The following is a 12,721-nucleotide window of genomic DNA, read 5'->3' as shown; positions in this document are numbered from 1 at the left end:
CTCTTTACCGAAGATGACAGATGCCAATGGCGGCATGGCGGCATCGCGCTCATCACTCCGAGAGAAAATCTGGTGAAACTTCCATCCTGCTGCATCCACACAGGATCCGGCTGTGGTATGGTACAACAGCTTCGGCAGCCCAGGCTGTCGACCCCACCCGATACCATTATCGGACGTTTTGAGCCGCCGACAACACGTGCGCTTTTAGTGTTTATGTCTCGCCAAACCGCACGCGCCGATCTTCACAGTTCCGCGAGGACGATTTCGCTGAACACCCGGTCGCGGCCACCGGTCTTCGCCAGATACAGCATCTGATCCGCGGCGTTCAGCTGGTTGTCGAGCGTCTCGTTGCGGTAGAGGCTGGCAAGGCCGATCGACGCGGTCACCTGGAGCGGCCGCCCGTTCGCGGCGAAAGCCTGCCTACGCAGGTCCTCCAGCAGGCAGTTGCACAGTTCCTGCGCGTCCTCGATACTCATCCCTGGCAGGAAAAGCGCGAACTCCTCGCCTCCCAGGCGAGCGGCGACCAGCTTGTACTGCTGGGCGGCGCGCAGCAGCATCTCGGCCACCTGGCGCAGCACGCTGTCGCCGGTCTCGTGGCCGAAATTGTCGTTGATGCGCTTGAAGTGGTCGATGTCGAGAATTGCGATCGCGCCGGCAATCTCGGAGACGCTGAAGATCCGCAGATGCTTCTCCGCCCGCTCAAAGAAGGCCCGACGGTTATAGAGGGATGTTAGCGGGTCGCGCTCGGCCAGATGGCGCAGCCGCTTCAGCTGCACCAGCGTCTCGACATTGTTGTTGACGCGGCACTGCAGTTCTTCCGGAACGAAGGGGCGGTAGAGGAAGTCGCTGGCGCCCGCCTTGAGGAACTGCGCGGAGAGGCCGCGATCCGTCGAGGCCGACACGCCGATGATCCGGATACGGTCCGAGCCGTGCAGCGCGCGGATGCGCTTGGTCAGTTCGTAGCCGTCCATGTCGGGCATGTAGTAGTCGGTGATGACGAGTTCGATCGACGGCTCGTCGATCAGGCACTGTAGGGCCTGCTGGCCGGTGACCGCCTCGTAGATGCGAAAGTTCTGCCGCTGCAGGAAGCCGACGAGGTCAGTGCGCGCGGCATTGGCGTCGTCGACGACAAGCACCGAGATCATCTGGTTGGCGATGACCTTGGCGACCGCAGCGATGGCCGCGTCGAGCGTCGCGTGATTGTCCTTGATGATGTAGTCGACCAGCCGGTACTTGGCATAATTGCTCTGCAGGTCATTGATGACGCTGCCGGAGAACAGGATGGTCGGCACGTCGCGATCCGTCAGCAGTTCGAGGATCTCGCCGTCTGCGGCATCCGGTAGGTTGTGGCCGGTGAGCGCAAGCGTGAACTGACCATTGTCGAGTGCCCGCTCGGCTTCGGCGAAGCTGGTGCACAGGTGAACCGTCGCATTGGTTTCTGCCTCGATACGTCGCTTCAAGAGCAGCGACAGCGCCACCGAGTCTTCGATCAGCAGAACATCGGCAGAGGGCGCGACGGCCGCGTTTGAAGCTTCGGCAATGCGGAATTTGTTCACCCAAGGCTCCTGAAAGGCCAGTTTCCGCGGCCTCTAAGGTCGCCGCGCCCGTTGCCGAGACAGATATCAGGAGAGCGTAAATAAACTCATGACTTACGCCGAAACTCTAGAATCAGCGGCAAGCAGCAGGCAGTAAATCAGGGTTCTCCCGAGACGTGTGGCCGCCGGAAAAGCTCGCTCATCCTTGACGCGAATATGCAACCGGCAGGATCAACCGAAGAAGCGTTCAGGCTTCCGCAATTTCGACTTGAATTAGCGCATCCAAATATTCGCCTGGAGCAATCGAGGCGATAACATCCTCGGCCAGCGCTTCACCGGGTGAACCAAGCGCGCCGGCACGGTGAGATACCGGCTCCAGGCAGAGGTAGGTCGGCATCCGGTGCACGGCCAGATGCGGCAGGGTCGGACCTGCGCCAATCGTTACCACCGCTCCGCCGTCCAGCGTCAGGCTCGCGGATGACCAGTCGCGCAGATGGATCGTATAACCGGCATGCTCGGGCAGGGGGCCGGGCTGTCGGTGCACGGCTGGCTCCCCGGTCGGCAGGTTCAACGGATCGAGCGGATAGGACAACGCGGCATCGCTCGTCGCTGTCTGTCGCAGTCCGGAAGCGAAATAGGGATGCCAGCCGAGCCCGCCCGGCATGGGAAGCGCACCGATATTGACGAGACGCAGCTCAATGGTCAGCGAGCCCTCACGGACACGAAACTCCTGCTCCGCCCGGAAGTCGAACGGCCAGTCGGCATCCGCACAGTAGTCGAGCCGCATCGACAGCCGGTCGCGGGCGTGGTCGATCACCTGCCACGGCCGCCGATGGGCGGGGCCATGCATGACGTCGGGGGAAAGCGCCGGATGGGCCGCAAGCTGCAATACTCGCCCCTCGTGATGCACCAGTCCGCCGCGGATCCGGCTGTGAAACGGAAACAGCGGATAGGCGCCGGCTTTCGGCCAATCGTAAGGATCGAAAGACCCATCAGCCATCGGCACCAGGATCTCGCCGAACACCCGGTGCGTCAGACGGCTCATCCGCCCGCCGGCATCGGGACGAAACGAAGCGCTCATCGCTCCCGCACCGATGGTGATGTCAGGCAAACGCATAGGACCCGTCGGGCCGCTTGGGAACCCTACGCTGCCAGTGAATGTAGCCATCCTCGGACATCGCCTTCTCGTCCATCTCGACGCCCCAGCCCGGGCGATCCGGCCGAAGTTCCAGATAGCCATCCTTCGGCAGGTAGGGATCGGCGACGTAGCGCGCCTCGTCCTCTCGGCTCTCCACCTGCGTGCCGCCATAGACATAGACCGGTCCCTTCGGCAGCCGGTATTCGAGAATCTTGAAGCTCTGAGTGGCGGCGGCGAAATGCACATTGACGGCGGTCGCCAGCGGTCCCATCGGGTTGTGCGGCGCGATCGGCACGAAGAAGGCTTCGGCAATGGTGGCGATCCTGCGCATTTCGGTGATGCCGCCGACGACGCAGATGTCCGGCTGGATCAAATCGGCACCCTTCACCTGCAGAAGCCGCAGGAATTCGAAGCGACTGTAGAGGGATTCGCCGGTGGCCAGCGTGCAGTTCAGCCCCTGCTTCAGGTCGCCCCAGGCCTCGATGTTTTCCGGCCTCAGCGGCTCCTCGAAGAACAGCGGATCGTAGGGCGCCAACGCATTGCCGAGCTGTCTTGCAGCGGCCGGCTCGAAGATCTTCGCATGCGCGTCGAAAGCGATGTCGTAATCGTTGCGGATGGTTTCTCGCAGCGACCGGAAGTAGTCCGCAGAAGCGCGCACGACTTCGCCCCACCGGTTGGCGTGCAGGTCGATCCGCCAAGGGCTGAGCTTGAAGGCGGTAAAACCCCAGCCCTCGTTCAGCCGGTCGAACTCGTCGCGCGCCGCCGGCGCGTCCGGAGCGGTGTAAACACCCGCATAGACCTTGATGCGATCGCGCACGGCGCCGCCGAGAAGCTTGTAGACCGGCACGTTCAGCGCCTTGGCCGCCAGATCCCACAGGCAGTGATCGATCGCCGAGATGGCCGAGAGACCCATGGCGCCAGGCGGGAAGCGGCTCTGCTGGATCAGCAGGTTGACGAGATATTCGACCCGCGTCGGATCCTGGCCGGAAATGAAGCCGTAGAGGTAGTCGAGCAGCGGCGGTAGCGCGAGGTCGGGCCCGTGATTGTAGCACTCGCCCCAGCCGGTCAGTCCATCATCGGTGTCCAGTGCGACGATAACGCGTGGACGGTCCTTGTCGCGCGTCACGAAGACGCGCATGCGATCGATCTTCATGGTCGAAATATCCTCAGTGGCTCATCATGGTGGTGACGTGTGGGGAGGGGTGCACCGGCTCGACATAGCGGAACCGGCGTGAACGGTCGCGGTCGCGCGGATCCGGCCGCGGGATCGCCGAGAGCAGCGCCTGGGTGTAGGGGTGGTCGGGCGCGTTGCAGACCTTCTCCGCATCGCCCACCTCGACCAGCTTGCCGCGATACATGACGCCGACGCGGTCGCACATGTAGCGGATGACGCCGATGTCATGGCTGATGAAGATGTAGGCGAGCCCGAGCTCGTCCTGCAGCCGCATCAGGAGGTCGAGCACCTGGAAACGTACCGAGACGTCGAGCGCCGATGTCGCCTCGTCGGCGACAATGATGCGCGGCTTCAGCGTGATGGCGCGGGCGATGCCGATGCGCTGGCGCTGGCCGCCGGAAAACGCGTGCGGGTAGCGTTCGCGGCCGCTCGGATCGAGACCGACCTGCTCCATCAGGTGGCAGACGCGCTCGTCGAGCTGCTTGCCACGCGCGACGCCGTTCACCAGCAGCGGTTCGCCGATCACCTGGGCGACAGTCATGCGCGGGTTGAGGGAGCCGAACGGATCCTGGAAGACCATGCGCAGCTCGCGCCGCGCCGCCTTCAGTGCCGAGCCCTCCAGCCGTGCCAGGTCGACCACCGTGCCGTCGGCTTTGCGGTAAAGCATCTCGCCGCCGGTCGGATCGTAGAGCCGCATGATGGCGCGGCCCATGGTGGTCTTGCCGGACCCGCTTTCGCCGACGATGCCGAGCGTTTCGCCCGGCAGCAACGAGATCGAGACGTCATCGACCGCTTTCAGCGTGCCGAAATGCTGCGACAGGTTTCGCACCTCGAGGATCGGCTTTGCGGCAAGGTCCAGCGGCGGGCGGGCCAGCCGAATCTCTGCCTTCTGCTCCAGCTTCAGAACCGAGCCGATCAGCATCTTCGTATAGGGATCCTGCGGCGCATGGAAGATCTGCTCGACAGGGCCGTATTCCTTGGCAACGCCGTGATGCATGACCAGCACCTCGTCGGCGATCTGTGCCACCACGCCCATATCGTGGGTGATGAACAGAACCGCCATGCCGAAGGATGTCTGCAGCCGCTTGATGAGGTCGAGGATTTCCGCCTGCGTCGTCACGTCGAGCGCCGTTGTCGGTTCGTCGGCGATCAAGAGCTGCGGCTTGCAGGCGAGCGCCATGGCGATCATCGCCCGCTGCCGCATGCCACCGGAATACTGGAAGGCATAGCGGTCGATCGCCTGCTCGGGATTGGGGATCTCGACTTGGCGTAGCAGGCTGATCGCCTCCGCGCGCGCCTGCGCCTTCGTCATCTTCATGTGCAGCCGGAGCACTTCGGTGATCTGGTCGCCGACCGTGTGCACCGGCGACAGCGACGACATCGGCTCCTGGAAGATCATCGCGATGTCGCGGCCGCGGATGTCGCGGATCGCCTTGGAGCGCGGATGCAGCCTGGCAAGGTCCACCGACTTGCCATCGGCGGTGTTGAGGACGATCGAGCCCGAAGCGATCTCGCCGGGGCTGTCGACGATCTGCAGGATCGAGCGGGCTGTCACCGATTTGCCGGAGCCGCTTTCGCCGACGACGCAGAGCGTCTTGCCGGTCTCGATAGAGAAGGACAAATCGTTGACGGCGCGGAAGACGCCGGTGCGCAGCTGGAATTCCGTCACCAGGTTGCGGACGTCGAGCAGCGGCTTGCGGGGTGTCATGGGAACGATTTCAGACATCATCCGCCCTCACTTATTGTAGGGATCGGCTGCATCGCGCAGGCCGTCGCCGAGAAGGTTGAGCGCCATGACGGCGACGACGACGGCGGCACCCGGCATGAACAGCCAGGGAGCCGTCGCAATCGAGCGGATGTTCTGAGCCTCGCGCAGCAGCACGCCCCAGGAGATGGTCGGCGGCTGTAGTCCAAGCCCGAGGAAGGACAGAGAAGTTTCGGCCAGGATCATCGCCGGCACGGCAAGCGTCATTGAAGCAATGATGTGGCTGGAAAAGCTCGGCAGCATGTGGCGGAAGATGATGCGCCCTTCCGACACCCCGTCGAGACGGGCGGCGGCGACGAATTCTTCGGTGCGCAGCGACAGGAACCGGCCGCGCACGACGCGGGCAAGCTGCGCCCAGCCGGTCAGCGACAGGATGATGGTGATCATCATGTACTGGAGCGCGGCCGGCCAGCCCTGCGGAAGGGCGGCGGCCATCGCCAGCCAGATCGGGATCGTCGGCAGCGACAGGACGAAATCGATGACCCGCTGCATGATGAAATCGATGCGTCCGCCGTAATAGCCGGAAATGCCGCCGAGGATGACGCCGAGCAGCAGCGAGATGAATACGCCGACGAGGCCGATCGACAGCGAGATCTGCGCCCCCTGGACGACGCGGCTGTAGACGTCGCGGCCAAGGCGATCGGCGCCGAACAGGAAGAGCGGCTTGGTCGGATCCGTCGAGGCGATCAGGTGGATATTGGTGTCGAACAGGCCGAGCACCGAATACTGGTAGCCGCGGCCGAACAGCTGGATCGGGATCGGCTTCGACGTATCCTCGGCGAAGATGGCGGCAAGCGTTTCCGGATCGCGGGTCAGCTTCATCGCGTAGTAGTGGAGGCCGAGCGAAAATCCGTTGGACGTGTCGAAGAGATGCACCCGCTGCGGCGGATAGAAGGTCGCCCGGGCGTTCTGCAGCACCGGATCGTTGATGGCGAAGAAGCCCGGAACCAGCGCCACGACATACATGGCGATGGTCACGAAGAGGGCGATCATCGCCAGCCGGTGGCGCTTGAATGCCCACCAGATCAGCTGCCACTGCGAGGCGACGGCGGCACGGTCCGGCTGCACGTTGACGGCGGCTATATCGACCATGATGCCCTCCTATTCGAGACGGATTCGCGGATCGACCAGCGCCAGCAGAATGTCGCTGATCAGGGATCCGACGAGGGTGAGGGCGCAGATCAGAAGCACGAATGCGCCGGCCAGGTACATGTCCTGCGCCATCAGTGACTGGAGAAGCAGGGGCGCTGCAGTCGGCAGGTTGAGGACGATGGCGACCACCACCGAGCCGGAGATCAGGTTCGGCAGCAGCCAGGCGATGGTGGAGATGAACGGGTTGAGGGCAATGCGCATCGGGTACTTGGTGAGCAGCCTGAACTCGGACAGTCCCTTTGCCCGCGCAGTGGTGACATAGGGCTTCGGCAGCTCGTCCAGCATGTTGGCGCGCATGACGCGGATGAGGCTGGCGGTCGACGAGACGGCAAGGATGATCACCGGCAGCCAGATGTGGGCCATCAGGTCCACCATCTTGCCGATGCTCCAGGAGGCTGTCTCATATTCCGGCGAGAAAAGTCCGCCGACGTCCTGGCCGAATTCGACGGCGGCAATGTACATCAGCACCAGCGCCAGCAGGAACGAGGGAACCGAGAGGCCGAAGAAGCTGAAGGCGGTGAAGGCGTAGTCGCCGATCGAGTATTTGCGGACTGCCGAAAACACGCCGATCGGCAAGGCGATCGCCCAGGTGGCGAGAAGGCTGGCGATTGCGAGCACCAGCGTCAGCGCCATGCGCTCCCAGATCAGCCCGGAGACCGGTTGCTGCCATTCAAAGGAAATGCCGAAATCGCCGCGGGTGACAATGCCCCAGATCCACTTCACGTACTGGACGGCGAGCGGATCGCCGAGCCCGAACCGCTCTCGCAACTGGGCGGCCGTGTTCTGGTCGATGATCTCGTTGGAGGCGGCCAGCGTCGCAATGTAGGTGGTGACATAATCGCCCGGCGGCAGCTGGATGAGCACGAAGGCGAGAAAGCTGACGGCAAAGAGGGACGGGATCATCCACAGCAGGCGTTTGATGAGGAATTTCAGCATGAGAAGGCACTCTGAGACAAGGGCCGGGATGGAGCGCCGTCGCAGAGCGCCTGCGAGGGTGGATCCCATTTCCGGCATTGACGAGGCGCCGCGGTGTGTGGCGGCGTCGGCTCTTCAGGGCGGCTTCTGCCCGGACAGTGTGTCCGGGCAGTTTGTGCCGAGTCAGCTTGTGAAAGTGAACTGCTGCGGCAGGGCAGGGCCGGGGTTCGGCCAGGACCAGCTGTCCGGTTCCTTCTCCGGCACGTTGCGAAGATTGTTGCGGATGATGCCGAAACCGCCGACGGCCAGGCAGACGCCAATGGTTTCGAATTCTTCCGCGGTGATGTCGAACAACTGCTTCATGAAGGCGCCACGCTTTTCGAGGTCGGCCGTCGAGCGCGCCTCGTCGAACAGCTTGAAGCGCTGCTTCTGGCTTTCCGGCGGTTCTTCACCCTTGGCGCCGTTGGATGTGTACCAGAGCGTCCACGGAATTGCGTAGCGCGAGCCCTGCGGATGGAAAGCAAAGAAATCGCGCGGGTCGAGCATCGGATCGAGGCCGCCCGGACCGGGCCAGACGGCCGCGTCATGGGCGTTATCATCGCCGCGCGTATAATAGAGGGCGCGCTCGATGGTGTTGACCTTGATGTCGACGCCGATCGCCGCCCAGTGCGACTTCACCAGTTCCAGCGTATCGACAAGATCCGGATAGAGCGTCGGAATGACGTCGATGGAGAAGAATACCGGCTGCCCGTCCGGCCGCAGGCGAATGCCGTTCGAGCCCTTCTTGTCGAGGCCGATCTTGTCGAGCATGCTGTTTGCCTGCTCGGGATTGAACTCGGTGAACTGCCGGCCGAGCTTCTCGTTGTACCAGGGATGGGTCGGTCGGGGACCGGCCTGGTAGGGCTCGCTCTGGCCAAAATAGACGATGTCGATGATTTCCTGTCGGTTCATGCCGAGCGAAAGCGCCTGGCGGAACGACTTGTCGGCGAACATCTTGCGGATCGCCGGGTCCTTGTGGGTGATGTTGAGATAGATCTGGCACTGCTGTGCCGCCGACGGCACCAGCGACAGCAGCCGGTAGTCGCCCTTCTTCATGTTCTGCGACAGCGTCGGCTTGTTGGCGAGAACGCTGATATGGCGCTCCTGGATGTCGATCTTGCCGGAAATGACGTTGAGCATCAGCGATTCGACATCCTGGCTGATGCCGAAGTTCAGCTCGTCGATGTAGGGCAGCTGGTTGCCTGCGGTGTCCACCTGCCAGAAGAACGGGTTGCGCTCCATCACCACGCGGGTCGCGCCGCCGGAATAGGGTTCCTTGACCACCCACGGGTCGAGCACCGGCTTTTCGGCGTTCGACCAGCGCGACGGGATCTCTATGTCGCCGCACTTGGCGCGGAAGAGTTCCGTCCAGCTTGATACGCCGGCCGCCTTCACCTCGGCGTCGAGGCCGGCATTGTATTTCGGCAGGAACTTCATGCAGTAGTGCTTGGCAAACAGCGTCGGGTGCTGGCCGAGCGGTGTCGCCAGGTTTTCCAGATAGAGCGCATTGGCTGCAGCGAAGGTGAACTTCACCGTGCTGTCGTCGATCTTCTCGACGACCACCGGCTTGCCGGCGACGGCCAGCTGGGCAGGCGTTGCGCTGTACAGTTCGGTGTTCTTGACGACGTCCTCGATGGCGAAGACCACGTCGTCTGCGGTGAAAGGATGACCGTCTGACCAGCGGATGCCGGGGATCAGGTGAAAGGTGAACTGCGTTGCGTCATCGCTGACCTCCCAGCGTTCTGCGAGATTGGGCAGCACCTCGGTGAAATCCATGTTCCAGCGCACGAGGCCCTGGTTGCCGACCAGCCGCAGGATACCGTTGTGGTCGGACGAACCGCGCAGACCGCGCCGCAGCGTCCCGCCATAGGTGCCGACCTTTTCAAGCGGCGTGACCACCATCGGCTTCGGCGGCAGACGCTCGGCGAGCGGCGGAAGCTTCCCGTCCTTGACCAGCGCCGCCAGCTGCGGCGCCTCCTTGCCGCCGGCCGCTCTCGCCCCATACGGCGCAAGCGACATTGCCGCGGCAGCCCCCATGCCGGCGAGAACCGTACGACGGCTTACACCCGATTGCTTGTTCCCATCCTGCATCAGACATCTCCTCCCAAAGATCGATGGCACCGGCGGGGCTTTCGCCCGCTGCTCTCCCAAGCAGATGCCGCAACCGGCCCCTCCAAAGGCCAGCTGAGGAACCATAGGATGCTTTTCAGATCATGACAAGTATTGACAGATTTTTACAGCAACACTAGTTCTGAGCGCAGCGACGCCTGGGAGAGGACGGTCCCGACGGCAGGATCATTCGGGTCGCGCGCTATGGGAGATCGTGATGAACAAGGGTCGACAATGAACAAGCCTGAGCTGATCGCGTCTCAGCGTAACGAGACACGCCTCAGCGACATTATCTACGAGAAGATCGTCGGGATGATTGCCGACGGCCGTTTTGCCGTCAACGAGCGGTTGCCGTCGGAAATCAATCTTGCGACCATGCTCGGCGCCTCGCGCCCGGTGGTGCGTGAGGCGCTGGAGCGGTTGCGCACCGACCAGCTGATCGTCTCGCGCAAGGGCTCCGGATCGTATGTTCGCCAGCGGCCCGACGTCTCGGTTCTGAGCGACGTTCCTGTCGGGTCGCTTGCCGATGTCCAGCGGTTCTTCGAGTTCCGTGCCGGGCTGGAGGCGGAGGCGGCGCAACTGGCGGCGCGCAACTGGCAGCCGCAGGACCGGACGCGCATCGAGGCTATGTTCGAGGCGCTGGAACAGTGTCTGCAGCGCAACGACCTCGGGACCGACGAGGATCTGGCGCTGCATGATGCGGTGGCGCTCGCCACCGGCAACCAGTTCCACACATTGGCGCGCGAATGGTTCAAGCCGCACATCGCCATCGGCATGGCGGTGACGCGCAGCCTCAGCCTGAAGCGCACCGCCGCCCATGTGCGCGCCGTACAGGATGAGCATGCGGCGATCGTCTCGGCGATCTTCGCGCGCGACGAGGCAGGCGCCCATGCGGCGATGAAGGCGCATGTGCTGAACGCCAGGGCACGGATGTTCCAGGGCATCTGAGCGTTGACAGAAGCTGACGGCGGAAGGTGCCTTGATCGCGCCGAACAAGCCGTCACAGGGAAGGAGATCGCATGCCAGCGCCACGCATTGTTCATCCGAAAGCACGCCATGTTATCGATACGCCGCTCAAGGTCGGGGAATCGCCGACTTGGGACGATCGAACCGGCGATCTGTGGTTCGTCGATATCCTGGCGCCGGCTGCGTTTTGCCTGCATGCGGACGGCCGCCTGTCGCGCTTCGACATGCCGGCGCTCATCGGCTGCCTTGCGCTGTGCGAAAGCGGGCGGATCGCCGTTGCTCTGCAAACCGGCGTCCATCTTCTCGATCCGAAGACCGGCACGCTTGAATTCCTCTGCGATCCGGATGGCGGACGTCCGGACAGTCGCCTCAACGACGGCAAGGTCGGCCCCGATGGACATTTCTGGGTCGGCACCCGCGACGAGGCCGTGCCGCAGACCGGCAATGCAAGGCTCTACCGGGTCGCGCCGGATGGCTCGTTCAGCCAGATCCTCGACGGCCTCAAGACGTCGAATGGTCTCGCCTGGAGCGCCGACGGCAAAACGATGTTCCATTCCGACAGCAGCGGCCAGTTCCTCCAGTCCTTCTCGTTCGTGCCCGAGAGCGGCGCGCTCGGCCCGCCGCGCCGGCTGACCGATTTCACCAATCTCGAGGGACGCCCGGACGGCGGCGCCACCGACGTGGACGGCTTCTACTGGAGCGCCGGCGTGCTGGACGGCAAGCTCAACCGCCTGTCGCCGGAGGGCGAGATCATCGAGGTCTACCAGATGCCCGTGTCCGGCCCCACCATGCCCTGCTTCGGCGGCCCCGACCTGAAGACACTCTACCTCTCGACCCTGTCGCGCACCGTCGACGGCGTCGAGGAGCACGGCAGCATTCTCGCCTTCGATGTCGACGTGCCGGGCGTGCCCGTGACGCGCTTCGCCATCTGACGCTATCCGGCAGCAAAGGGATCAACACCATGACCATGAAGTTTATCCGCACTGCGCTGAAGGGCGTCTCGGGCGTTCCGGTGACCGCTTATGGCCGGGACGGCGAGGTCGATACTGCCATGACGGCAGAGGTCTATGCGAAGGTCGCCGATGCCGGGATCCACAACATCGTGGCGGCCGGCAACACCGGCGAGTTCTATGCACTGACCCCGGACGAGATCCTGAAGGTCTACGAGGCAGCCGTGTCGGGCGTCGATGGACGGTCGCCGGTGACTGCGGCGATCGGGCGTTCGCAGCGCGAGGCCGTGGCGATGGCGACGCAGGCGCATTCGATGGGGGCATCCGCTGTGATGTCGCATCAGCCGGTCGATCCGTTTGCCGCCCCGCAGGCGCAGATCGATTATTTCCGCAATCTTGCGGATGCAACGCCGCTGCCGCTCGTCGCCTATGTTCGGGCTGACGGCTTTTCAGTCGAGGACATGGTGAGACTTGCCGATCATCCCAACATCGCCGGCATCAAGTTCGCGACCACCGACCTGATGCTGTTGTCGCGGTCCATCCAGGCGGCTGATCCGGACGGCGCGATCTTCGTCTGCGGGCTTGCCGAAAGCTGGGCACCGGCCTTCGCCGCGGTCGGCGCCCGAGGCTTCACCTCGGGTCTCGTCAACGTCGCGCCGCAGTTCTCGCTCGCAGTGCTCTCGGCGCTCGATGCCGGCGATTTTGACGCGGCCCGCGCCATCGTCGCACGCATCGAACCGTTCGAGCGGATGCGCACCAAGTTCCGAAACGGCGCCAACGTCACCGTCGTCAAGGAAGCTGTGACAATGTGCGGTCTCGATGTCGGGCCGGTGCGTGTCCCGGGCCTGCCGCAGTTGGACGAGGCGGACCGGATGGCGCTGAAGACGCTTCTCGGCGAGTGGCAGGTTCTTCCCGAAACCGGAGAGCGACCGCGCGCCGTTGCAAACGCGGTCTGAAACTATTCCGTTTTTCTGCTGC

Annotated in this window: 10 protein-coding genes; 3 read left to right on the top strand and 7 right to left on the bottom strand. The window is 63.6% G+C overall.

The annotated features are described in order from the left end of the window. Positions 1-242: 242 nt before the first annotated feature. The 7 genes from ACR65N_RS08215 to ACR65N_RS08185 all read right to left on the bottom strand — a co-directional run bounded on the left by ACR65N_RS08215 (position 243) and on the right by ACR65N_RS08185 (position 9,809). Positions 243-1,556: a GGDEF domain-containing response regulator gene (locus tag ACR65N_RS08215; RefSeq protein ID WP_440456569.1), complete on the bottom strand. Its 1,314-nt coding sequence runs from the start codon at positions 1,554-1,556 to the stop codon at positions 243-245. 226 nt (positions 1,557-1,782) lie between these two features. Then, complete coding sequence (locus tag ACR65N_RS08210) at positions 1,783-2,652, bottom strand: aldose epimerase family protein (RefSeq protein ID WP_440456568.1); 870 nt, start codon at positions 2,650-2,652, stop codon at positions 1,783-1,785. Further along, positions 2,639-3,826 (bottom strand): galactarate dehydratase, encoded by a 1,188-nt coding sequence (locus tag ACR65N_RS08205; protein WP_440456567.1) that lies wholly within the window; start codon positions 3,824-3,826, stop codon positions 2,639-2,641. Before ACR65N_RS08205 ends, ACR65N_RS08210 begins: the two co-directional genes overlap by 14 nt. Before the next feature lie 13 nt (positions 3,827-3,839). Continuing rightward, the gene (locus ACR65N_RS08200; protein ID WP_440456566.1) at positions 3,840-5,573 is read right to left on the bottom strand and encodes an ABC transporter ATP-binding protein; all 1,734 of its coding nucleotides are present in this window, start codon (positions 5,571-5,573) and stop codon (positions 3,840-3,842) included. Between the two features lie 9 nt (positions 5,574-5,582). After that, positions 5,583-6,704: an ABC transporter permease gene (locus ACR65N_RS08195; RefSeq protein WP_440456565.1), complete on the bottom strand. Its 1,122-nt coding sequence runs from the start codon at positions 6,702-6,704 to the stop codon at positions 5,583-5,585. Between the two features lie 9 nt (positions 6,705-6,713). Further along, positions 6,714-7,700: an ABC transporter permease gene (locus ACR65N_RS08190; RefSeq protein ID WP_440456564.1), complete on the bottom strand. Its 987-nt coding sequence runs from the start codon at positions 7,698-7,700 to the stop codon at positions 6,714-6,716. 162 nt (positions 7,701-7,862) lie between these two features. Then, the gene (locus ACR65N_RS08185) at positions 7,863-9,809 is read right to left on the bottom strand and encodes an ABC transporter substrate-binding protein (RefSeq protein ID WP_440456563.1); all 1,947 of its coding nucleotides are present in this window, start codon (positions 9,807-9,809) and stop codon (positions 7,863-7,865) included. Positions 9,810-10,061: 252 nt separating this feature from the next. On the opposite strand from ACR65N_RS08185, the gene ACR65N_RS08180 reads away from it, so the two are divergent. From ACR65N_RS08180 to ACR65N_RS08170, 3 genes are all read left to right on the top strand, one after another. Continuing rightward, on the top strand, positions 10,062-10,775 hold the full coding sequence (locus ACR65N_RS08180; RefSeq protein ID WP_440456562.1) for a FadR/GntR family transcriptional regulator: 714 nt from the start codon (positions 10,062-10,064) through the stop codon (positions 10,773-10,775). Between the two features lie 71 nt (positions 10,776-10,846). Then, positions 10,847-11,725 (top strand): SMP-30/gluconolactonase/LRE family protein, encoded by an 879-nt coding sequence (locus tag ACR65N_RS08175; protein WP_440456561.1) that lies wholly within the window; start codon positions 10,847-10,849, stop codon positions 11,723-11,725. A 29-nt stretch (positions 11,726-11,754) separates the two neighbouring features. Further along, positions 11,755-12,699, top strand: coding sequence for a dihydrodipicolinate synthase family protein (locus ACR65N_RS08170; protein WP_440456560.1), 945 nt, complete (start codon positions 11,755-11,757; stop codon positions 12,697-12,699). Positions 12,700-12,721 lie beyond the last annotated feature (22 nt).

This window comes from Rhizobium sp. SAFR-030 (assembly GCF_059415005.1).
The sequence above is the reverse complement of the archived record's forward strand: the minus strand, read 5'-3'. Positions and strand labels throughout refer to the sequence as shown.